Annotated in this window: 19 protein-coding genes; 9 read left to right on the top strand and 10 right to left on the bottom strand. The window is 63.9% G+C overall.

The genetic code is table 11. The annotated features are described in order from the left end of the window. The first annotated feature begins 55 nt into the window (after positions 1-55). Together sbcB and AACW18_RS07050 are read left to right on the top strand one after the other, a co-directional pair. Positions 56-1,483: an exodeoxyribonuclease I gene (gene sbcB / locus AACW18_RS07055; RefSeq protein WP_218388204.1), complete on the top strand. Its 1,428-nt coding sequence runs from the start codon at positions 56-58 to the stop codon at positions 1,481-1,483. Positions 1,484-1,626: 143 nt separating this feature from the next. Continuing rightward, positions 1,627-2,133, top strand: coding sequence for a hypothetical protein (locus tag AACW18_RS07050; protein ID WP_218292349.1), 507 nt, complete (start codon positions 1,627-1,629; stop codon positions 2,131-2,133). 67 nt (positions 2,134-2,200) lie between these two features. Here the strand turns inward: AACW18_RS07050 and AACW18_RS07045 are convergent, their stop codons facing one another. Beyond that, entirely contained in the window at positions 2,201-3,916 is a 1,716-nt protein-coding gene (locus AACW18_RS07045; RefSeq protein WP_218388203.1) for a glycoside hydrolase family 36 protein, read from the bottom strand. 141 nt (positions 3,917-4,057) lie between these two features. Here AACW18_RS07045 and AACW18_RS07040 point away from each other — a divergent pair, with 141 nt between their 5' ends. The 3 genes from AACW18_RS07040 to cdd all read left to right on the top strand — a co-directional run bounded on the left by AACW18_RS07040 (position 4,058) and on the right by cdd (position 6,290). Continuing rightward, on the top strand, positions 4,058-4,417 hold the full coding sequence (locus AACW18_RS07040; protein ID WP_042653570.1) for a CidA/LrgA family protein: 360 nt from the start codon (positions 4,058-4,060) through the stop codon (positions 4,415-4,417). Between the two features lie 58 nt (positions 4,418-4,475). Next, entirely contained in the window at positions 4,476-5,162 is a 687-nt protein-coding gene (locus AACW18_RS07035) for an LrgB family protein (RefSeq protein ID WP_218388202.1), read from the top strand. A gap of 246 nt (positions 5,163-5,408) precedes the next feature. Further along, the gene (cdd, locus tag AACW18_RS07030) at positions 5,409-6,290 is read left to right on the top strand and encodes a cytidine deaminase (protein ID WP_218388201.1); all 882 of its coding nucleotides are present in this window, start codon (positions 5,409-5,411) and stop codon (positions 6,288-6,290) included. A gap of 80 nt (positions 6,291-6,370) precedes the next feature. Here the strand turns inward: cdd and AACW18_RS07025 are convergent, their stop codons facing one another. The 3 genes from AACW18_RS07025 to AACW18_RS07015 form a co-directional block, all read right to left on the bottom strand. Then, positions 6,371-8,035, bottom strand: coding sequence for an AMP-binding protein (locus tag AACW18_RS07025; RefSeq protein ID WP_218388200.1), 1,665 nt, complete (start codon positions 8,033-8,035; stop codon positions 6,371-6,373). 99 nt (positions 8,036-8,134) lie between these two features. Next, positions 8,135-8,413: a YfcL family protein gene (locus AACW18_RS07020; RefSeq protein ID WP_042653566.1), complete on the bottom strand. Its 279-nt coding sequence runs from the start codon at positions 8,411-8,413 to the stop codon at positions 8,135-8,137. 122 nt (positions 8,414-8,535) lie between these two features. Beyond that, positions 8,536-9,651 carry an ATP-NAD kinase family protein gene (locus tag AACW18_RS07015; protein ID WP_218292344.1) on the bottom strand — a complete coding sequence of 372 codons (1,116 nt, stop codon included), beginning with the start codon at positions 9,649-9,651 and terminating at the stop codon, positions 8,536-8,538. 106 nt (positions 9,652-9,757) lie between these two features. Between AACW18_RS07015 and AACW18_RS07010 the strand changes: the two genes are divergently transcribed. Beyond that, positions 9,758-10,480, top strand: coding sequence for a TerC family protein (locus AACW18_RS07010; protein ID WP_042653564.1), 723 nt, complete (start codon positions 9,758-9,760; stop codon positions 10,478-10,480). A 97-nt stretch (positions 10,481-10,577) separates the two neighbouring features. Here AACW18_RS07010 and aroG read toward each other — a convergent pair whose 3' ends face one another. The 5 genes from aroG to AACW18_RS06985 form a co-directional block, all read right to left on the bottom strand. Next, on the bottom strand, positions 10,578-11,633 hold the full coding sequence (aroG, locus tag AACW18_RS07005; protein WP_042653563.1) for a 3-deoxy-7-phosphoheptulonate synthase AroG: 1,056 nt from the start codon (positions 11,631-11,633) through the stop codon (positions 10,578-10,580). Positions 11,634-11,815: 182 nt separating this feature from the next. Then, entirely contained in the window at positions 11,816-13,099 is a 1,284-nt protein-coding gene (aroA, locus tag AACW18_RS07000; protein WP_218388199.1) for a 3-phosphoshikimate 1-carboxyvinyltransferase, read from the bottom strand. A gap of 317 nt (positions 13,100-13,416) precedes the next feature. Further along, entirely contained in the window at positions 13,417-14,505 is a 1,089-nt protein-coding gene (serC, locus tag AACW18_RS06995; RefSeq protein ID WP_042653561.1) for a 3-phosphoserine/phosphohydroxythreonine transaminase, read from the bottom strand. A 214-nt stretch (positions 14,506-14,719) separates the two neighbouring features. Continuing rightward, positions 14,720-15,649, bottom strand: coding sequence for an electron transfer flavoprotein subunit alpha/FixB family protein (locus AACW18_RS06990; protein ID WP_218388198.1), 930 nt, complete (start codon positions 15,647-15,649; stop codon positions 14,720-14,722). Between the two features lie 94 nt (positions 15,650-15,743). After that, complete coding sequence (locus AACW18_RS06985; RefSeq protein WP_218388197.1) at positions 15,744-16,511, bottom strand: electron transfer flavoprotein subunit beta/FixA family protein; 768 nt, start codon at positions 16,509-16,511, stop codon at positions 15,744-15,746. Positions 16,512-16,781: 270 nt separating this feature from the next. Here AACW18_RS06985 and AACW18_RS06980 point away from each other — a divergent pair, with 270 nt between their 5' ends. The 3 genes from AACW18_RS06980 to AACW18_RS06970 all read left to right on the top strand — a co-directional run bounded on the left by AACW18_RS06980 (position 16,782) and on the right by AACW18_RS06970 (position 20,390). After that, on the top strand, positions 16,782-18,434 hold the full coding sequence (locus AACW18_RS06980; protein WP_218388196.1) for an electron transfer flavoprotein-ubiquinone oxidoreductase: 1,653 nt from the start codon (positions 16,782-16,784) through the stop codon (positions 18,432-18,434). A 388-nt stretch (positions 18,435-18,822) separates the two neighbouring features. After that, the gene (gene corA / locus AACW18_RS06975) at positions 18,823-19,770 is read left to right on the top strand and encodes a magnesium/cobalt transporter CorA (RefSeq protein ID WP_042653558.1); all 948 of its coding nucleotides are present in this window, start codon (positions 18,823-18,825) and stop codon (positions 19,768-19,770) included. A gap of 149 nt (positions 19,771-19,919) precedes the next feature. Further along, a complete protein-coding gene (locus AACW18_RS06970; protein ID WP_218388195.1) occupies positions 19,920-20,390 on the top strand; it encodes a DUF2919 domain-containing protein in 471 nt (156 codons plus the stop codon). A gap of 41 nt (positions 20,391-20,431) precedes the next feature. On the opposite strand, the gene AACW18_RS06965 is transcribed toward AACW18_RS06970, so the two are convergent. After that, a complete protein-coding gene (locus tag AACW18_RS06965; protein ID WP_371317020.1) occupies positions 20,432-21,187 on the bottom strand; it encodes a hypothetical protein in 756 nt (251 codons plus the stop codon). Between the last annotated feature and the right edge of the window lie 187 nt (positions 21,188-21,374).

Below are 21,374 nucleotides of genomic sequence, written 5' to 3'. Positions count from 1 at the left end.
GCACCGCCCACCCAGGCGCCATGGCGCCGCCATCGGACAGCCCATCTCGAACAACATGAGCAAAACAGCACAGCCAGGCAGCGAGCCCACCTTCTACTTCCACGACTACGAGACCTTCGGCATCAGCCCGGCGCGGGACAGACCGGCGCAGTTCGCCGGCATTCGCACCGACGCGGATTTCAACGTCATCGGCGAGCCGCTGGTGATCTATTGCAAGCCGCCGGCGGACTACCTGCCTGAGCCCGAGGCCTGCCTCATCACCGGCATCACGCCGCAGAAGGCGATGAAGGACGGGCTGTGCGAGGCGGACTTCATCCGTCAGATCCACGAGCAGTTCGCCACTCCGAACACCTGCGTGCTGGGCTACAACAGCATCCGCTTCGATGACGAGGTAACCCGCTACACCCTGTATCGCAACTTCTACGACCCCTACGCCTACGCCTGGCAGAACGGCAACTCCCGCTGGGACATCCTCGACATGCTGCGGGCCTGCTATGCCCTGCGCCCGGAGGGGATCACCTGGGCCTTCGATGAGGAGGGCAAGCCGAGCTTCCGGCTGGAGAAACTGACGGTGGCCAACGGCGTCGCCCATGCCAACGCCCACGATGCGCTGTCAGATGTCTTGGCCACCATAGAGCTGGCCAAGCTGGTGAAGCAGGCCCAGCCCAAGCTGTTCGACTACCTGTTTGGCCTGCGCAACAAAAACAAGGTGAAGGCGCTGATCGACGTGGTGACCATGAAGCCACTGGTGCATGTCTCGGGCATGTTCTCCCCCTGGCAGGGGTGCGTGAGCTGGGTGTCACCGCTGGCCTGGCATCCGACCAATCAGAATGCGGTGATCATGGTGGATCTCACCCGTGACCCCAGCCCGCTCATCGAGCTCTCCAGCGACGAGATCCGCGAGCGGCTCTACACCAAAAAAGAGGAGCTGGGGGATCTGGTGGGCATTCCGGTCAAGCTGGTGCACATCAACAAGTGCCCTGTGTTGGCCCCCGCCGCGACCCTGACCCCGGCCCGGGCCGACGAGCTCGGGGTCAACCGCGAGCAGTGCCGCAAGAGCCTGGATCTGCTGCGGGCCCACCCCGAAGTGCGGGAAAAACTGGTGGAGGTGTTCAATCAGGAGTTTGCCGGCAGCAACGACGGCGATCCCGATACCCAGCTCTACGCCGGTTTCTTCGGTCACGGCGACAAGGCCGCCCTGGATCTGGTGCGCGCCACCCCGGCGGAACTGCTGGGCGAGCGGGAATTTGCCTTCAGCGATCCGCGCCTGCCGGAGATGCTGTTCCGCTACCGTGCCCGCAACTGGCCGCACACCCTGAGCGAGGCGGAGCAGAAGCGCTGGCGTCTGCACTGCAGCGACTACTTCAGCAGCCGTCTGCCGGATTATGTGCCACGCCTCGAGGCGCTGGCGGAGCAGAACCAGGGTAACGAACGGAACTTTGCCATCCTCAAGAGCCTCTATCACTACCTCGAAGATCTATGAGATGTGAGCCGTTTCACAGTAAAAAACCTGTACGCTCCCTGCGCTCACGACATAATGAGCAAGGGAGCCAAGACTCCTGACAATTTAATTACTTGTATGCACGGCTGGCATGGATGCCTTGCTTTCGACCCTTGGGGATCTTGATGCGCTCCGGACTCACTGCTCTAACGCTTATCAGCTGCACCCTGCTGCCATCGGCCGCCATGGCGGGGATCCGTTTCGAGGTGCCGGACTATCTGCTGCGTCTGCCGGAGCAGACCTATCAGCTGATCGAACGCAACTTCAGCAACCTCTATCAGCAGACCGACTTCACACCCCAGATCGTCAACAGCTATTTCAACCACTCCGATCTCTATCGCTTCGCCGGGATCCCGCTCGCGATCACGCCGCAGAACGGCTTCCAGATGGAGATCTTCGGCCAGCTCTACAACAAATCCTCCCAGATCTATGCCCAGATGAGCCAGGATCTCTCCCTCTACCGCACCCTGCGCGTCGACATGATGGGGGATCAGAGTGACGAGGTCGCCATCGGCATGGGGCTCGGCATTCCCCTGAGCTCCCGCCTGACCCTCAAGGCGCTGGCCTCCAGCAACGAGATCCCGGGCTATGGCTCCGCCAACTACGCCATCGGGATGGAGTGGCACTTCTAAGCCGTCTGCCAGACCCCTTACCATACAAAAAGGCTCCCGTCGGGAGCCTTTTTGTTGGGCGCTAGCCTCAGGCGTAGCGGATCACCCGCCCCTGCCCACCCTGCAGCACAAGGGCGTCGCCCAGCGGGCTGTCGTCCCAGAAGTCCGTGCCACCCGCCGGCAGCGCGAGCCTCTTCGCCTGCTCGTCCCAGTTGAACAGGCAGAGCAGCTGGCCCCCGCTGGGGAGCGTCACCCGGCCACGGGAGAAGCCCATGTCATCGAAACGGGCCGCCGGCGCTCGCGCCTCGCACAGCGCCAACAGCCTGAGCAGCTGCGCCCCCTGCAGCTCATCGAGATCCTGCAGCCGGTCGCCGGCCAGCACCATGCCACCGCTCGCCACCAGGGCGGCCAGGTGGAACTGGTAGTCGAACGCGCCGGCCTGCTGATTGGGCAAGTCGCGCAGGCAGACGCAGTCGGGATCCAGCGCCCAGAGCCGGTCGTTCTGCCAGGCGCGGCAGAAGGCTTCCCGGGCTATCTGGCGAAAACGCGGGCCCTGGCGCTCCACGTCGTCGCTCACCCGCATGCCGTGCACCAGCCCCAGGCTGGGCCAGAGGGGGGCGTTGCAGCCGAGCAGGAAGGCGCCCTCGCCCGCCCCGCGCAGCACGGCCGCCATGCCGCGTCTATAGGCCTCTACCCGGGTGGCGGACGGATCGCAGAAGTGGCCGCCGTGGATGGCGCCCCAGAAGTTGGCGTCCAGCTTGAAATAGTGGATGCCCCACTGCTCGCGCAGGGTCCGGAACACCCGCTCGAGGTGGGCCTGCACCTCGGGGTGGGTGCCATCGAGCACATACCAGGGGGTGCAGCGCCAGCCACCGTAGGTCACCCGCTCTGAGGGCAGCGGCAGGCCGTCATCCCCTTTCACGAACCAGTCGGGGTGATCCTGAAATACCCGGGAGCCCGGCTCGGCGATAAAGGGGGCGACCCAGAGCGCGGGCTCGCAACCCGCCGCCCGGATCTCGGCCGCGAGCGGCGCTACCCCCTGCTCGAACTTGGCGGAGGGAGTGAGCCAGTCCCCCATCCTGGCCTGGTAGCCATCGTCTATCTGCACGTAGCGCAGCCCCGGGAAACGCTCGGCCCGCACCGCCAAGTTCTCGCGAATATCGGCGGCGCTCACATCCGCATAGTAGTGATACCAGGAGCACCAGCCGCTCGGCCGCGCGGGCACCTGGGCCACCAGGCTGCCGTGCTCTGCCTCGACTCGGCTCGCCAGCTCCCCGAGCAGGGCCTCCCTGTCCGGCCCCTCCAGACAGAGCAGCGCCTCGCTCTGCCAGTGCTGGCCCGGCGCGAGTGAGCGCCCCTCGCCATTCATCAGGATCTGCAGGCGACCCTCGGGGTAGAGCCGAAACTCGCCGCCAAAGCGCTGGCAGCTGGCGAAGGCGAGCAACAGCCAGCCCTGCGCCCGCTCGACCAGCAGCAGGTTGTGGACGCTGTGATAGCCCTCGTCCGCCGTAATGCGATAGACGCCCGCATCCGGGCAGCGCCCGACCGGCTCGGGGCGCTGCCAAGTGCCCATGGTCTGGGCCAGCATCTGGAAGCCCTCTCCATAGATGGCCGCCTCGGGGGGGATGCCCAGCTCGCCGTCAAACAGCAGCCAGTCCTGCACGGGCTCAGGGGTGGCGCCGGTGTTATCCAGCCTCACCCGGCAGAGGGGGCCGTTCCACTGACGGGTCTGCAGCAGATGGGACGGCAGGGCGGGATCGGCGGGCCACTGGCGCAGCACGGACAAGAGAGCGGGATACGACATGGGATCTCCTCATGATAAGACGCGGAAAAACGGCGGCGATGGGCCGCCATTGTATCGCCTGTGGGTCAGTTGACCCTGTTCTGTGACCCCTGCGCTCTGCTAAACTGCGACCTCGCTCACAGTTGCCAAGATGAGGCCCCCGTGCTGCTTCAACGCACCCTGCTGTACCTTCGTGACTTCATGGTCATCCTCGCCTGCCTGCTGACAGGCAAAACCCTGGCGGCCCTGCTGCCCTTCGCCTTCCCCGGCAGCATCATCGGCATGCTGCTGCTGTTCGTGCTGCTCTCCCTGCAACTCATCAAGCTGCACTGGGTCGAACAGGGTGCCGGCCTGCTGCTGCGCCACATGGGGGTCCTGTTCGTGCCGGTGGCGGTCGGGCTGGTGGCCTGGCTCGAGCCCCTGCGTCAATCCTTCGGGCTCATCATGCTCTGCGTCGTGCTGGGGATAGTGCTGATCCTCGCCACCGTCGGCCACCTCTACCAGAGGATGAACAAGCAATGATCCCCTCGTTCGCCCTGCCACTCATGCCGTTCCTCTCGGCCATGACCAGGAGGCTGCCATGATGTTCTGGCTCGCCATTCCGCTGACCCTGGCCCTCTATTTCATGACCCGGGCGCTCTATCGCCGCCTGCCTTGGCCCATCGTCAACCCGGTGCTGATCCCCACGGCCGTCATCATCGGTCTGCTGCTCTGGCTGGATCTGCCGCTGGATCAGTACCAACACGGCACCTTCCCCATCACGGCGCTGCTGGAACCGGCGGTGGTGGCGCTGGCGCTGCCGCTCTATCAGCAGGCCCGCCAGATCCGCTCAAGGCTCAAGCCCATCCTGGTCTGCACCCTTGCCTCTGTGCTGATCTCGGTCTGCACTACCCTGCTGATCGGCCATCTGATGGGGGCAGATCCGGCGCTGCTGGCCTCGCTTGCCACCAAGTCCATCACCACCCCGCTGGCCATGAGCGTCAGCCAGTCGCTGGGCGGCATCCCCGCCATCGCGGCGGCCGTGGTGGTGGTGGTCGGGATCCTGGGGGCCCTGATCGGTTACCCCTTGCTCAAGCTGATGCGGGTGACAGATCCCGAGGCCCAGGGCCTCGCCATGGGGGCCTGCGCCCACGCCATCGGCACCGCCACCTCCGCCGAGAAGGGGGTCACCCAGGGCGCCTTCTCGTCGCTGGCCATGGTGGTGTGCGGCATCCTCACCGCCGCCGTGGCCCCGCTGCTGTTTGCCATCTACCACTGGCTGACCTGAGACCACCGCACGCTGCCCCTGCAATGGCCGCCCCTGGCGGTCATTGCTCACTTTCCAGCCAAACGCCCACTCATACTCAGGTGACACTTAAGATTCCCCGTGCTGGGAGCTGACGCACAGATTGCGCAAGACAAACGTTTCCTTTAACATCGCCGGCCCTTTGCCCACCAAGGCGTGAGCGCGCTCACACATTTCGCCGCGCTTGCTCCCTACAATGGCCCCCCAATTGGCCTTTGAGGACACAGTATGCATCCCCGTTTTGCCAAGCCACTCGAGACCCTGTCCGCCCCGCTGCAGGCAGCACTGCTGCCCATGCTGGGCGACGATTTCCAGGCCCGCTTCAGCCCCGAGCAGATCGCCACCCTGAGCGCCGCCACCGGGCTGGAGGATCGCGCCCTGCGCCTCGCCCTGCTGCCGCTGGCCGCCGCCTGCTCGGTCGCCCCCATCTCCAAGTTCTTCGTCGGCGCCATCGCCTGCGGCCTGAGCGGTACCTGGTACCTGGGCGCCAACATGGAGTTCGCCGGCCAGGGGCTGTTCCACTCGGTGCATGCCGAGCAGTCTGCCATCTCCAACGCCTGGCTGGGCGGCGAGACCGGGATCTCCGAGATCACCGTCAACTACACCCCCTGCGGTCACTGCCGCCAGTTCATGAACGAGCTGAGCACCGCCAAGATTCTGAAGGTCTCCCTGCCGGACGACCTGAGCGAGCTGCAATCCTTCCTGCCCCACTCGTTCGGCCCGGCGGATCTCGACATCACAGATGCCCTGATGAGCCCGCAGGCCCACCATGAGCTGGTGCTGGAGAGCGGCGATCCCCTGTGGCAGGCCGCGCTGGCCGCCGCCCGCCAGAGCTACGCCCCCTACAGCCAGGGTTACGCCGCGGTAGCGCTGCAGTTCGCCGACGGTCGCATCTTCTGCGGTCGCTACGCCGAGAACGCCGCCTTCAACCCCAGCCTGCCCCCGATGCAGATGGCCTGCGCCCACGCAGTGCTGAACGGCGAGGATCTCACCAGGGTGCGCCGCGCCGTGCTGCTGGAGAACAAGCAGGGCCAGATCAGCCAGCGGGATGCGGCCCAGTCCACCCTCAAGGCGCTGGGTTCGGTCGAGCTGGAATACCGGGCGGTCTGACGCCAGCGTCGCCCATGAGCCCATGAAAAAGGGGAGCCACTGGCTCCCCTTTCTATTTCTGCTCGCGAGTCCCGGATTGATCAGGACTCCCAGATAATGCTCTCGCCGCCGGACCAGCGCTCGCCGATGTCCGCGTATTTCTGCTCCAGCAGGTGGCGGCGGATCTTCATGGTCGGAGTCAGCACCCCGTTCTCGATGTTCCAGGGGGCCTTGACCACCAGGATGCCGCGGATCCTGGCATGGGACTCCAGCTGATCGTTGACCCGCTTGCGGGCAGCCTCCAGCTGGGCATTGACCTCGGCCCTGTCCCCTCTCATGGCGCTCTCGGCCAGTTGCACCAGGGCGACCGGCTGCGGCATGCCATAACCGATGACGCACAGCTGCTCTATGATGGGCTCCTGCCCCAGCAACCCCTCGATGGGCACAGGTGCCACGTACTTGCCCTTGGCGGTCTTGAACACGTCCTTCATGCGGCCGGTGATGGTGAGGTAGCCTTCCCTGTCCAGCTTGCCCATGTCGCCGGTGTGGAGCCAACCATCGGCGTCGATGGCCTCGGCGCTGTGCTCTGGATCCTTGTAGTAGCCCAGCATCATGCCTTCACAGCGACAGAGGATCTCCCCCTCGTCCGAGATGCGGATCTCTACCCCGGGTCCCGCCTTGCCGACCGTGCCTATCTTGTCGGCCCTGAATGGATAGTTGAGGGTGGAGAAGGCGTGGTTTTCGGTCATGCCCCAGGCCTCGGTGATGTTGATGCCGATGCTGTAATACCACTGCAGCAGGGCCGGCGCCACCGGGGCCGAGCCACAGCCGAGTACCCGCGCCTGATCCAGCCCCAGCCCCTTGCTCAGCTTGCGCTTGATCAGGGTCGAGACCAGCGGGATCTTGAGCAGCAGGGCGAGCTTCTTCTGGGGCAGCTTCTCGAGGATCTTGATGCGGAACATGGCCCACAGCCGCGGCACCGAGATGAAGACGGTGGGACGACAGCGTTTGACGTCGTCGATGAAGGTATCGAGGGATTCGGGGAAGGCGATGGTAGCGCCGCTGAACAGGCTGCCGCCATAGATGTAGACCCGCTCTGTGATGTGAGCCAGCGGCAGGTAGGAGAAGCCGCGATCGGCGTCGGTCAGTGCCACCGCCTCCACCAGCTTCTCGCACGACCAGGCGTAGCGCTCGACGCTCAGCATGGCGCCCTTGGGCTTGCCGGTGCTGCCGGAGGTGTAGACCAGGCTCAGCAGGGAGTCCGGCGCCTGCACCGGGCTATCGGGAATAGGGGCGTGCGCCGTCAGCAACTTGTCCCATTGCAGGGCGGCCGGCATGGTGTCATAGGGGAAGGCGATGCGCAGCAGATCGGCGGGAACGCCGGCCTCCTGGCTCTTCCAGTCGTCCAGCTTGCCGACGAAGATCGCCTTGGCTTCGCTGTGACGCAGCACGTATTCGATGGTGTCGACGTTGGCGGTCGGGTAGATGGGTACGCTCACATACTGCCCCATCTGCATCGCCAGATCGGCGATGAACCACTCGGCACAGTTCTTGGAAAGCAGCGCTACCTTGTCGCCGGACACCAACCCCAGCTCGCGCAGGGCGGTCACCATGCGCCGCGCCTGATCCGCCACTTCCGACCAGCTGAAGTCGCGGTATTCACGGTGGATGGTCTGTCTGAGATAGATCCGGTCAGGACACTGCCGCTCCCAGTGATAGAGCATCTCGAGCGGCAGTTTGGTGGCAATGCGTGAGGAGGAGGCCATAGTTTAATCCCTGAAACAAAAGGCAAGACTCATTATTAACCTTTTGATAACACTCAGGGAAGCAGATTACTCAAACTTCTGTTTGAATTGTGTGGGGGATCAAGCTTCCGCCTGCTGCTGCAGCCGTCTCCACATGTCCTGAACCAGCACCTCGTCCTGCTCGGACAGCTCGCCCTGCAAGATGGCCTCGTTCAGGCTGCGCAATACATAGCTCTTTACATCCCGCACCAGGGTCTTGCCTTCCAGCTCGGCTCGCGCCACCGCCAGCGAGATATGGCCGCGCAGATAACCGCCCGCAAACAGATCGTCTTCGCTGGCCGTGGCGACCATGGTGTCGATCAGTCCCAACAACTTGTGCTCAAAATCGTGAATCGTCATGTAACGCAGCCTCATTTTCAGAGTGGCTGGCAATAAGTTGCCGGCAAAATAATTCGGGGAGTGGAACCGCGATCCGGTTGATCGCGGCTCTCTGGCGCCAGGCCAGCCGCATCCTTGATGTCCTATTCCGGGTTGGCCACCGGGTAGATGACCTGATCCTTGTATCCGGTGGTTATCCGCAGATAACCACTTAACGACCGGTTCAGTGCCGGGTCATCGGTATCCACCAGCAGCGGACGGCCATCGAGTGCCGCCAGCTTGGCTTTGGTGGCGAGAACCTGGATATGGTCCCGCCCGACGGCCCGGATCACCTCTGGACTCAGTTGCTGATTTCCGCGCCCGAACAGATGTCCCTGGCCACCGATCAGGGTAATGATCAGGCGGCAGCGACGACCGCGGATCCGGGTCAGGATGTCCGCGGCGGACAGATCCTGCCCGATAAGCCGGCCATTTTCCACCAGATCCACACCGAGCAAGGTATTTTCCAGCCCCAGCTCCCCCATGCAGGCGGCGACCGTGCTGCCGGATCCCATCAGATAGAGGGTATCGGCCTCCATCTGCTCCACCACCCCGGCGGCGAGATCGGCCAGCACCAGCTCCTCGGACTCCCGCCCGCCCTGCTTGACCGCCTGTACGTAGCGCAGATCGCCCGGCACCAGCAGCTGGCCATAGTGACGGGCGCGCACCTTGCCCGCCCGAAACGCCTCTTCGTCGATGTCCATCACCTCGGCATCCACCAGGCTCAGCAGCTCACCGCCTATCATCCGCGCCACCACCCGACCGCTGGCGGCCGGGGTCACCCCGTACACCCCGGAGTGGATCTTGCACCCGGCCGGAATGCCGAGCACATGGCAGGACTCCCCCACCGCGGCGCAGATATCCCTGGCGGTGCCATCGCCGCCGGCGAACAGCAGCAAATCCACCCCAGCCGCCCGCATCAGCTCGGCGGCGGTGCGGGTGTCGGCGGCGCTGGTGGAGCCGGCGGCGGGTCGATGGACGATGCGATGGGGCAACCCGAGCGACTCGGCAAGCGTCCCCCCCATGTCGCCCGCAACCGTCAGCAGCTCGAAGGATTGTGTCAGCTGACAGAGCGGCAGCAGGGCCTGACGGGCCCGCTCCTGCGCCTTTGGCACCGCGCCCCGCGCCAGCGCCTCGGCCACGACACCGTCGCTGCCCTTGAGGCCGACCGCCCCGCCGATGCCGGCGACCGGGTTGATAATGAGCCCTAAACGAAACATGATTCTCTCCCTCTGATCGCCGCTATTTTATCTGTTCGCCGCTATGGGACAAGCCAAGTCGGCCTGCTAGAATGCGCTGCTTCAATTTTTTAACCAAGGTTCAATCATGCTGGAATGGATTGCTGATCCCTCTGCCTGGGTCGCGCTCGCTACCCTCACCCTGCTCGAGATCGTATTGGGCATCGACAACATCATCTTTATCTCCATCCTGGTCGGCCGGCTACCGGAGGCCCAGCGTCAGCGCGCCCGGATCCTGGGGCTGGGGCTGGCCATGGGTACCCGTATCCTGCTGCTGCTGTCACTGGCCTGGGTGATGCGACTCACCCATCCGCTGTTCAGCCTGTTCGACGAGGCCATCTCGGGCCGGGATATGATCCTGCTGGTGGGGGGCCTGTTCCTCATCGCCAAGAGCACCCACGAGATCCACCAGAGCCTGGAAGGGGCCGCCGACGAGCAGGGGATGGTGAGCAAGACCGCCGGCTTCATGTCGACACTGGTGCAGATCGCCATCCTCGACATCATCTTCAGCCTGGACTCCGTCATCACCGCCGTCGGCATGGCGGACCACGTGCCCGTCATGGTGCTGGCCATCATGATCGCCGTCGGGGTCATGATGTTTGCCGCCAAGGCCATAGGTGACTTCGTCGACGAGCACCCCACCATCAAGATGCTGGCGCTCTCCTTCCTGATCCTGGTCGGGGTCGCGCTGGTGGGCGAAGGGCTGGACATGCACATTCCGAAGGGCTACATCTACTTCGCCATGGCCTTCTCGCTGGTGGTGGAGATGATCAACATCCGCCTACGCGGTCATCAGACCCGCGCCAAGTAAACGCCTGTATTCAGGCATTCAGAGCAACAAAAAGCGCGACCAGGGGTCGCGCTTTTTTTATGGCTGCCATGCGGGCCATTGCCCGCTGGCGCTGTGCTCAGAGCGCGTTGCGGGTCGCCACCGCATCGGCCAGGTTGCGCAGCAGCACCTCGGTATCGGCCCAGTTGATGCACGCGTCCGTGATGCTCTGACCGAAGGTGAGTTCGCAGCCTTCCACCAGATCCTGGCGCCCTTCCACCAGGTGGCTCTCCACCATGACGCCGAACACCGCCTTGCTGCCGGCGCGCAGCTGATCGGCCACGTCCTCGGCCACTATCATCTGATTCTTGAACTGCTTGCTGCTGTTGGCGTGGCTGAAGTCGATCATCACCTTCTGCGGCAGACCGGCCTTGTCCAACCCCTTCACCACCTCATCCACGTGGGCGGCGCTGTAGTTCGGCTCGCGGCCACCGCGCAGTATGATGTGGCAATCCGGGTTGCCCCGGGTGGAGACGATGGCGGAGTGGCCGTACTTGGTCACCGACAGGAAGTGGTGCGGCGCACTGGCGGCACCGATGGCGTCGATGGCGACCTTGATGGTGCCGTCGGTGCCATTCTTGAAGCCGACCGGGCAGGAGAGACCGGAGGCCAGCTCGCGGTGCACCTGGGATTCGGTGGTGCGGGCACCGATGGCGCCCCAGCTCATCAGATCCGCCATGTATTGCGGCGTGATCATGTCGAGGAATTCGGAGGCGGTCGGCAGCCCCATGTCGTTGAGATCCAGCAGCAGCTTGCGACCGATGCGCAGGCCGTCGTTGATCTGGCAGCTGTTGTCGAGGTAAGGGTCGTTGATCAGCCCCTTCCAGCCCACGGTGGTGCGCGGCTTCTCGAAGTAGACCCGCATCACTATCTCGAGCGACCCCTTGAGCTCATCACGCAAGGCCTTGAGGCGCTTGCCATATTCCAGCGCGGCCAGGGGATCGTGGATGGAGCAGGGGCCGATCACCACCAGCAGGCGCTGATCTTCGCCGGCCAGGATCTGATGAATGGCCTGACGGGATTCAAAGACGGTCGATGAGGCGGTCTCGGTCGCCGGAAACTTCTCGAGCACCGCAACCGGGGGCAATAACTCTTTGATTTCACTGATTCGAACGTCGTCGGTTTGATGCTGCATGACAAGATTTCCTGCTAGATGACTGCGATAGAGAGATCTCAATCTAGCCCTACGGCGGGACGGTGTAAATAGAAAATTACATTGCCAATGGAAGAATTTTTAGAGGTGATCTTGCAAGTTACAGAAATGATGCTAGGGAGGCAGGAAGTGAAAAGGCCCGCACTGAGGCGGGCCCGACGGGGTTAGACGGCCTGGCTGATGCCGGCCAACTTGTCGAAATAGTCCGGGAAGGTCTTGGAGGTACAACCCGGATCGTTGATGGTCACCGCCGTATCCGACAGCGCCACCAGCGAGAAGCACATGGCGATGCGGTGATCGTTGTAGGTGTCGATCGCCGCGTGTTGCAGCTGCGTTGGCGGGGTGACGGTGATGAAGTCATGCCCCTCCTCCACCTCCACACCCAGCTTGCGCAGCTCGGTCGCCATGGCGTGCAAGCGATCGGTCTCCTTCACCCGCCAGTTGTAGATGTTGCGAATGGAGGTCGGCCCCTCGGCAAACAGCGCCGTGGTGGCGATGGTCATGGCCGCGTCCGGGATCTGGTTCATGTCCATGTCGATGCCGTGCAGCGGAGCCTGCTGTGCCTCGATGAAGTCGTCACCCCAGGTGATCTTTGCCCCCATCTTCTCCAGCACGTCGGCGAAGTGAATGTCGCCCTGGATGCTGTGCTTGCCGATGCCGGTCACCCGCACCTTGCCCTTGATGGCGCCCGCCGCGAGGAAGTAGGAGGCGCTGGAGGCATCCCCTTCCACCAGGAAGTCACCGGGGCTGACATAGGTCTGGTTACCCTTGATGTAGAACAGCTTGTAGTCGTCGTGTTCGATGACCACCCCGAACTGCTTCATGATGTGCAGGGTGATGTCGATGTAGGGCTTGGAGACCAGCTCCCCCTTGATGTGGATGCGGGTATCGCCGGCCGCCATGGGGGCCGCCATCAGGAAGGCGGTCAGGAACTGGCTGGAGACGGAGCCGTCGACGTGCACATCGCCGCCCCAGAGTCCCTTGGCATCTACCACCAGCGGCGGGTAGCCATCTTTCTTCAGGTACTGGATGTGAGCGCCGGCTTCACGCAGGGCGTCCACCAGATGGCCGATGGGGCGCTCTTCCATGCGCGGCTCACCGCCCAGCATGTATTCGCCTGATCCCAGGCAGAGGGCGGCGCAGAGCGGACGCATGGCGGTGCCGGCGTTGCCGAGGAAGAGGTTGACCGGCTCCTTCACCGCGAAGCTGCGACCCAGGCCGTGCACAGTGCACTCGGTCTTGTCGGCGGAGAGCTTGTACTTGACGCCGAGCTGGGTCAGCGCCGCCAGCATGTGACGGATGTCATCGCTGTCGAGCAGGTTGGTCAGCCGGGTGGTGCCCCGCGCCAGGGCTGCCAGCAGCAGGGCACGGTTAGAGACACTTTTGGAGCCAGGCAGATTGACCACGCCAGCCACACGATAAATGGGTTCCAAACGCAACGAATTCATAGACTTCCTGTACTATCTCAATTAAATCACCTGACCGGACGTTAACAGCCTGCGTTCTGCGCGGCAAGACTACTCTTGGCACAAAAACCGGGCCGCTGATGCGGGCGGTCAGGATCCACCGGAAAAACAGACGCCGGGGAGTCCCCGGCGCCTTGCATCAGAGGGAAGATGCTTTAGAACCTGTTCACGGGTTGTCGCGAGAGGCCGTCAGCAAGGTGAAGCGCAGCGCAGGAACCGGAGTTTATCCCCATAAATGAGGCTTCCGAGCAGCACATGAGCCTTGATCACGGCGTCGCAGCAGGCACGTGAACGGCTTCTCAGCCGTGGCGCTTGGCAAAGCCATCCATAAAGCTCACCAGAGCCTTGACCCCCTCCAGCGGCATGGCGTTGTAGAGGCTGGCACGCATGCCGCCGACGATGCGGTGCCCCTTCAGCGCCAGTAGACCGGACGCCTCCGACTCGGCCAGGAACAGCTTGTCCAACTCGGCGTTCTTGAGCTGGAACGGGATGTTCATGCGCGAGCGACAGGCCGTATCCACCTGGTTGCCATAGAAGCTGGACTGATCGAGATAGCCGTAGAGGAAATCGGCCTTCTCCTTGTTGCGCGCTGCCATCGCCTCGAGCCCGCCCTGTTCTTTCAGCCACTCGAACACCAGCCCGGCCAGATACCAGGCGTAGGTGGGCGGGGTGTTGAACATGGAGTCGTTCTTGGCGGTGAGCTGGTAGTCAAAGATCGAGGGCACATCGGCTCTCGCCTGACTCAGCAAGTCGTCGCGCACTATGGCGATGGCGAGGCCGGAGGGGCCGATGTTCTTCTGGGCGCCAGCGTAGATGATGCCGAAGCGGCTCACGTCGATGGGACGGGAGAGGATGGTGGAGGAGAAGTCCGCCACCAGGGGCACGTCGCCGGTGGCCGGGATGTCGAACATCTCTATGCCATCAATGGTTTCGTTCGGGCAGTAGTGCACATAGGCCGCGTCGGCGCGAAACGCCGGGGTCGGCAGCAGGTGGCTTATCCCCTGCGCATTCTTGGCCACCCCCTGGAAGGTCTGGATATCGCCATACTTGTGGGCTTCATCCACGGCGCTCTGGGCCCAGACGCCGGTCAGCAGGTAATCCGCCTTCTTGTTGGCGCCGCCGAGCAGGTTCATGGGCACCGCGGAGAACTGGCCACGACCACCGCCGTGCATGAACAGCACCTTGTAGTTGGCCGGCACCGCCAGCAACTCGCGCAGGTCAGCCTCGGCCTTCTCGGCGACCGCCATATAGGGCTTGCCGCGATGGGACAGCTCCATGACCGAGGCTCCCAGCCCCTGGAAATTACAAAATTCGCGCTGGGCGCGCTCCATGACTTCAACCGGCAACATGGCGGGGCCGGCGCAGAAGTTGTAAATCTGTTTGCTCATGACGCTTTCCGTGAGTGGATGAGAGTAATCGATGACTTGAACGTTTTTACACGAGAGGCCCCCACCGGATCAAAGGCTTTTTGGGATCTGGCGCAAGCTTTTGCCCCGCGGGGCTGGTCCGGGCGCCATAGAAAAAGCCCTGAACGAGTCAGGGCTTGCGCGACATCAATGCCGACATGGTGAGGATGCCTAGGGGCCGCTCACCGCGACGAGGCTAGAGCTTGGCGGTGAGCTCAGGCAGCAGGCTGAACAAGTCCCCCACCAGGCCATAGTCCGCCACTTGGAAGATAGGGGCCTCGGGATCCTTGTTGATGGCGACTATCACCTTGGACTCCTTCATCCCCGCCAGATGCTGGATGGCCCCGGAGATGCCGACCGCGATATAGAGCTCGGGCGCTACCACCTTGCCGGTCTGGCCCACCTGCAGATCGTTGGCCACGAAGCCGGCGTCCACCGCCGCCCGGGAGGCGCCGACCGCGGCCCCCAGCTTGTCGGCCAGGGCCTCGATCAGCGCGAACTGCTCCTTCGAGCCCAGCGCCCGCCCCCCCGAGACCACCACCCGCGCAGCGCCGAGGTCGGGCCGGGCGGATCGCACCGCGCGCCGCTCGATGAGGCGGGTGCGGCAGCCCAGCTCTGGTACCGGTACCCGCGAGCTGGGGGCCAGCTCAGTACCGCTGCCCGCCTTGGCAAAGGCCGTCGGCCTGATGGTGAGCACCTTGACGGGCGCCGAGCTTGCCACCCTGGCGATGGCATTGCCCGCGTAGATGGGGCGCAGGAAGGTATCGGGCCCCTCGATGCCAGTCACCTCGGAGATCATCTCCACCCCGAGCCGGGCCGCCAGCCGCGGCAGCAGATCCTTGCCATGACAGCTCGCCGCCATCAGGCAATGTTGATAATCCCGCGCCAGCCCGACCAGCCAGGCATCGACGCCGTCGTTGAGCCCCTCCGCCAGCATGGGGTGCTCGGCCAGCAAGACCCGGCTCACCCCTCGCAGCGCCGCCGCCTGCTCGGCCGCCTCGGTCAGCCCCTGCCCCAGCAGCAACAGGTGCAGCTCACCGCCGAGCTGCGTCGCCGCCGTGACCAGCTGGGCCGCGTTGTCGGCGAGCCGGCCCTGATGATGTTCGACTATGACCAGTACGCTCATGGCAGCACCTTAATTTGGTTGTTGAGTTTGCCCACCACACCAGCTATTCCGGCAACAGGCTGGCACCCGATGGGTTCCACCATCACCAGGGCGCTCATGGCAGCACCTTGGCTTCGTTTCTGAGTTTGTCCACCAGCTCATCCACGGAGCCGACCCGCACGCCGGCGCTGCGCACCGCGGGTGCCATCACCCCGAGCAGCCGGGTCTGGGCGGCGGGCTCGACACCGAGCGCCGCAAACGGCTTGCTCTCCAGCGGCTTGCGCTTGGCCTTCATGATGTTGGGGAGCGACGCGAAGCGAGGCTCGTTCAGGCGCAGGTCCACCGTCACCACGGCGGGCAGCGGCGTGCCGAGAGTCTCCAGGCCGCCATCGATCTCGCGGGTCACCTGCAGCTCCCCCTCGACCAGTCTGACGACGGAGGCGAAGGTGGCGAGCGGCCAGTCCTGAAGGGCCGAGAGCATCTGGCCGACCTGATTGTTGTCGGAATCGATGGACTGCTTGCCGAGCAGCACCAGGTCCGGCTGCTCCTGCTCACAGACCCGTTGCAGGGCGCGCGCCACCGTCAGCGGGGTCAGTGCCTCGGCGGTGCCGCCCTCGTCCGTGAGATAGTGCAGCGCCCTGTCCGCCCCCAGCGCCAGGGCATGGCGCAGCTGCTCGGCTGCCGCCTGCGGCCCGAAGCTGACCACCACCAGCTCACTCGCGACCCCGGCTTCGCGCAGCCGCACCCCCTCCTCCACCGCGATTTCACAGAACGGGTTGATGCCCATCTTCACGTTGGCGAGCTCCACATCGGAGCCATCGCCCTTGACCCGGATCTTGACGTTGTAATCAACGACCCGTTTGACAGCGACCAGCAGCTTCATGGCGGTCATACCTCGTATCGGTTGAGTGAATCCATTTTGCACTCTCAGAACCTGTCCACGATCTTACTGCGAGGCCGTGAGCAAGGCTCATGTGCTGCTCGGCATCCTCACGTATGTCTATACGCTCCGGTTCCTGCGCTGCTCTTTACCTTGCTGACGACTTCTCGTCACAGGTCGTGAACAGGTCCTCACACTTTTGTGCTTACAAAATGCTTTACGTTTACGTAAACTACCAGCACTACCCTAGGCCAAGTCGAGCGCAGAGGCAAGATGGAACGCGAAGCAATGGAATTTGATGTCGTCATCGTCGGTGGCGGCCCGGCTGGCCTCAGTGCCGCCATCGCACTGAAGCAGCACAGCCCGGATCTCGCGGTCTGCCTGCTGGAGAAAGGGGCGGAAATCGGGGCCCATCTGCTCTCCGGCGCCCTGCTCGATCCCGTCGCCCTCAAGGAGCTGCTGCCGGACCGCTGGCAGCAGGCCCCCCTCGGCGTGCCGGTCACAGATGACCAGGTACATCTGCTGCGAAACGAGAGCCGCGCCTTGCAGCTGCCCCACTGGGCGGTACCGCCCCGCATGCACAACGACGGCTGCCACATCGTCAGCCTCGGCAACCTCTGCCGCTGGCTCGGCCGGGAAGCGGAGTCGCTCGGGGTCGAGATCTACCCCGGCTTCGTGGCCAGCGAGCTCATCATGGAGGAGGGGCGGATCAGAGGGGTGATCACCGGCGATCTCGGGCTGGATCGCGACGGCGTGCCCAAGGCGGATCACGTGCCCGGCATGGCGCTCTATGGCCGCTACACCCTGTTCGCCGAGGGGGCCCGCGGCCACCTTGGCAAGCAGCTGATCAACGATTTCCAACTGGAAAATACCGCCCAACCGCAGCACTATGCCATCGGTTTCAAGGAGCTGTGGCAGGTGCCCGCCGGCCAGTCCCACCCCGGCCGCGTGCTGCACGGCAGCGGCTGGCCGCTCGGCGAGGACGGAGGCAACAAGAGCCAGGGCGGCTTCTACCTCTATCATCTGACGGATAATCAGGTGGCGGTCGGCCTCATCGTCGATCTCAACTATCAGAATCCCTGGCTCAGCCCGTTCGACGAGTTTCAGCGCCTCAAGCACCACCCGCTCATTGCCCAGACCCTGAGCGGGGGCGAGCGCATCAGCTACGGCGCCCGGGCCATCGCCAAGGGCGGCTGGCACTCGCTGCCGCGCATGCACTTCCCCGGCGGGCTGCTCATCGGCTGCGACGCGGGCACCCTGGACTTTTCCCGTATCAAGGGCATACACACCGCCATGAAGTCGGCCATGCTGGCGGCGAAGACGGTGGCCATGAGCCTGCGCGGGGGAGATGAGGGGGGCCGGGATCTGGCCCAGTATGGGGATGAACTGCAGCAGAGCTGGCTGGCGCAGGAGCTGAAAACCGCCCGCAACTTCGGCGCGGCGCTGCACCGCTGGGGCCCCTGGCTCGGTGGCGCCTTCAACTGGCTGGAGCAGCGGCTGTTTGCCAGATCGGGCAAGGGCTCTCCCTTCACCCTGCTGGATCGGGAGCCGGACTACCGCCAGCTGCGCCTGGCCAGCCGTTGCCGGCCCATCAACTATCCCAAGCCGGACGGGCGGCTCAGCTTCGACAAGCTCTCCTCGGTGTATCTTGCCAACACCAGCCACGACGAGGATCAACCCTGTCACCTGCGGTTGCAGGATGCGCGCATCCCGGTGGAGGTGAACCTGCCGACCTGGGCGGAGCCGGCCCAGCGCTACTGCCCGGCCGGCGTCTTCGAGATCCTGGAGACACAGGGCCAGCCACGGCTACAGATCAACGCGGCGAACTGCATCCACTGCAAGACCTGCGACATCAAGGATCCGAGTCAAAATATCCTTTGGACGCCGCCCCAGGGGGGCTCTGGCCCGAACTACCCCAATATGTAACAGCTGTGGCCTGGGCCCTGACATCGAGGATGCTCGGACCCAGCATATCCTCTGGACGCCGCCCCAGGGGGCTCGGGGCCCAACTACCCCAATATGTGATCCCTGCAACAGCAGGGATCCTGCTCAATTAATCCCCCGACTTCCCCCCGTCCGGGCCCGGTTATGCCGGCCACGGCAGCTGATCCGACCTCGCCGTTTTTTTGTGCAAACAGGCTGCAAGCCAGATGAATAGGCCCTGACAAGCGCGGCGAGCCCCTGTATAGTTCGCCGCATTCAGGTTGTCCATCGGCCTCGTTATGCTTTCCATGGGATCGCTTTCTATGCGCTCTAAGGCCCATGAACCTGTGCAACCATCCCTGATTACCCATGACTTACTAAGGGGGAACAGATGATCACCGCCTACATTCTCAATAACAAGGTGCTGGACATAGTCACGCTCGGGCCTGACGACATAGTGCCTGACAACACCGTCTGGCTGGATGCCTACAAGCCGGACACGGCGGAGCGAGAATGGTTGACGGGCCTGTTCCTGGAGGAGGTTCCCGACAAGGAGGAGCTGGACGACATAGAGGCGTCCGCCCGTTTCTACTGGGACACCGATGGTCTGCACATTCACTCCCTGTTCCCCCAGCGGATCGGCCGTGACACCAAGGGTGTCCACGTCTCCTTCACCCTGCGCAACAACCTGCTGATCAGCATCCGCGAGGATGACATCGGCCTGGTGCGCCTGCTGCGCCACTACATGCGCCAGGACAGGCTGGAGGTGGAGAATGCCCTCGACATCCTGCTGGAGGTACAGAACCTCAAGGTGGAATACCTCTCCGATCTCATCGAGGATGGCTACAAGACCCTGGAGAACACCGCCGATCAGATCTTCGAGCCGGATCAGATCAATGCCATGCTCAAGGAGCTGATGGCCCAGGAAGAGGCCAACGGCCAGATCCGTCTCTCCCTGCACGATACCCGGCGCGCCCTGCGCTTCCTCAAGCGCAGCCTGCGCCAGCGCATGACCGGCGAGCAGAACAAGTGGATCGACGAGATGCTGCACGACGTGGAGTCCCTGCTGCCCCACACCCAGTTCCTGTTCGACAAGATCAACTTCCAGCTGGAGGCCTCCATGGGGGTGACCAATCTGGAGCAGAACAAGGTGATCAAGATCTTCTCGGTGGCCGCGGTGATCTTCCTGCCACCGACCCTGATCGCCAGCATCTACGGCATGAACTTCGGCCGCATGCCGGAGCTCGCCTGGGAGTACGGCTATCAGATGTCGCTGGTGCTGATGGTGATGTCGTCGCTCGGCACCGGCCTGTTCTTCAAGCGCAAGGGCTGGCTGTAACGCGCACATCGACGTGCCAGACCCGCGAATGCAAATCAGGGAGCCAAGGCTCCCCGATTAATTTCTGCCCCGCGCCTCGCTTGTAAAGGGCGCGCTGTCGCCCCATATCCCCCCTATCACCAGCATCATCCGGCAACTCAAGGGCCCTTATGACCCTCTATCCCGAACACCGTTACGACGATCACGGCCAGCTGCGGCCGCCGATCTGGTTCTGGCCCATCGCCCTGCTGCTGACCCGTTCGGTCTGGTTGTTTCTGATGGCGGGGGTGACCCGCGAGAGCGGCAGCACCATCCTGAGCCTCTTCTACCCGGACAGGATGAGCCTCTACATCAGCCTGCTGACCGACGTGCCCGCCATGCTGGCACTGCTCGCCTGCGGCGGCACCCATCAGCAGACCCACAGCGTTCGCGCCTGGCTCAGACGCCACAGCCGCGGCCTGCTGCTTAGCTCCACTTTGAGCGGCCTGGTGATGCAGTTGCACAGCCTGAATCTGCAGAAGTGGTCGTTCAGCTGGCCCACCGCTCTGGTGCTGATCGGCAGCCTCTGGGCGCTCTGGTATCTGCTGCGCAGCCGCCAGATCCGGGAATATGCCGTCGATCAGCCCCACGGGCAGGGCTGATCAGGGCGGCAGCTGGCAAACCGATCAGACGCACGGCGCCGTTATTGGCGAGTGACCCGGATCTGCAGGGTCTGGCGCTCACTGCCGCTGGCCATGCCAACTCGTGACTGGTTCGAGAGTTCGGCCCCACTGCCCTCCTGGCTGGTGGACAGCTCCCCCACCGTCAGCCACTGACCGGGGGCACCGCTCACCTCGGTGGCACTCTGACCGCCGCGAATGGTGCCTTGCTCCAGCCTGGCCTGCTCGCTGCTGAGCGCGATCTGCACCCGCTCCCCCAGCAGGGTGGCGGTGGCGTAGAGGCCGTTGATCAGCGGCACCATGCCCACCACCCGGCCCCCCTGCCAGCGATAGAAGGTCACCGGCTGGTAGGAGCCCATCTGCAGCAGCACAGGCCGCCCCGACAGGCCGCGCACCTGCCAGCTGTCATTCTGGCTGCGCTGGTAGCTTTGCCCCTTGCCCTCCGCCAGCCACTGTCGCCTGGCATTATCATTGCTGATGCCAACCCCCAGCTGCTGACCGCTTGAGGCCCCCTCCACCCGCCACTCGATGAGCAGACTCTGGGGCGGCTGGTTGAGCTGGTTCAGGGTCGTCTCGGCCTCCTGCAGCTGCGCCGCACTGCCGCTCAGCACCAGCTGGTTGCCCATGGCACTCACCCCAAGCTCGGGGTAGATCTCCTTCAGGGTCCGCACCATCCCCTCTGCCTCAAACACCGGGATCACCTTCACCTCGGCCCTCAAGGGCAACACCCAGAGCCCGCAGCACCACAGCACCCAGATCCAACGCCACTGTTTCATCATCGCCTCTCTTCGCCGCAACCCCTGCCTCATGACAGTTTGCCATCATCCATCGCTGACGCGTTACTGCCATGACGGCAGCGCGCGGGACAGTCTCTCTCTTGTTCAGTTTCGCCCCCTTGAAACGCCCGGCGAGGCCATTTCGGCCCTGAAAACAAGACTCACAAGGAGATTTAAAAAGCCTGAATAG

The organism is Aeromonas sp. sia0103, assembly GCF_963895295.1.
Taxonomy (GTDB): Bacteria; Pseudomonadota; Gammaproteobacteria; order Enterobacterales; family Aeromonadaceae; genus Aeromonas; species Aeromonas encheleia.
This window is presented reverse-complemented; position numbering and strand designations above follow the sequence as displayed.

What these genes read in the sequence shown, in the direction of transcription:
- sbcB (WP_218388204.1), top strand. Translation starts at nt 56, where the DNA reads ATGAGCAAAACAGCACAGCCAGGCAGCGAGCCCACCTTCTACTTCCAC.
- AACW18_RS07050 (WP_218292349.1), top strand. Translation starts at nt 1,627, where the DNA reads ATGCGCTCCGGACTCACTGCTCTAACGCTTATCAGCTGCACCCTGCTG.
- AACW18_RS07045 (WP_218388203.1), bottom strand. Translation starts at nt 3,916, where the DNA reads ATGTCGTATCCCGCTCTCTTGTCCGTGCTGCGCCAGTGGCCCGCCGAT.
- AACW18_RS07035 (WP_218388202.1), top strand. Translation starts at nt 4,476, where the DNA reads ATGATGTTCTGGCTCGCCATTCCGCTGACCCTGGCCCTCTATTTCATG.
- cdd (WP_218388201.1), top strand. Translation starts at nt 5,409, where the DNA reads ATGCATCCCCGTTTTGCCAAGCCACTCGAGACCCTGTCCGCCCCGCTG.
- AACW18_RS07025 (WP_218388200.1), bottom strand. Translation starts at nt 8,035, where the DNA reads ATGGCCTCCTCCTCACGCATTGCCACCAAACTGCCGCTCGAGATGCTC.
- AACW18_RS07020 (WP_042653566.1), bottom strand. Translation starts at nt 8,413, where the DNA reads ATGACGATTCACGATTTTGAGCACAAGTTGTTGGGACTGATCGACACC.
- AACW18_RS07015 (WP_218292344.1), bottom strand. Translation starts at nt 9,651, where the DNA reads ATGTTTCGTTTAGGGCTCATTATCAACCCGGTCGCCGGCATCGGCGGG.
- AACW18_RS07010 (WP_042653564.1), top strand. Translation starts at nt 9,758, where the DNA reads ATGCTGGAATGGATTGCTGATCCCTCTGCCTGGGTCGCGCTCGCTACC.
- aroG (WP_042653563.1), bottom strand. Translation starts at nt 11,633, where the DNA reads ATGCAGCATCAAACCGACGACGTTCGAATCAGTGAAATCAAAGAGTTA.
- aroA (WP_218388199.1), bottom strand. Translation starts at nt 13,099, where the DNA reads ATGAATTCGTTGCGTTTGGAACCCATTTATCGTGTGGCTGGCGTGGTC.
- serC (WP_042653561.1), bottom strand. Translation starts at nt 14,505, where the DNA reads ATGAGCAAACAGATTTACAACTTCTGCGCCGGCCCCGCCATGTTGCCG.
- AACW18_RS06990 (WP_218388198.1), bottom strand. Translation starts at nt 15,649, where the DNA reads ATGAGCGTACTGGTCATAGTCGAACATCATCAGGGCCGGCTCGCCGAC.
- AACW18_RS06985 (WP_218388197.1), bottom strand. Translation starts at nt 16,511, where the DNA reads ATGAAGCTGCTGGTCGCTGTCAAACGGGTCGTTGATTACAACGTCAAG.
- AACW18_RS06980 (WP_218388196.1), top strand. Translation starts at nt 16,782, where the DNA reads ATGGAACGCGAAGCAATGGAATTTGATGTCGTCATCGTCGGTGGCGGC.
- corA (WP_042653558.1), top strand. Translation starts at nt 18,823, where the DNA reads ATGATCACCGCCTACATTCTCAATAACAAGGTGCTGGACATAGTCACG.
- AACW18_RS06970 (WP_218388195.1), top strand. Translation starts at nt 19,920, where the DNA reads ATGACCCTCTATCCCGAACACCGTTACGACGATCACGGCCAGCTGCGG.
- AACW18_RS06965 (WP_371317020.1), bottom strand. Translation starts at nt 21,187, where the DNA reads ATGATGAAACAGTGGCGTTGGATCTGGGTGCTGTGGTGCTGCGGGCTC.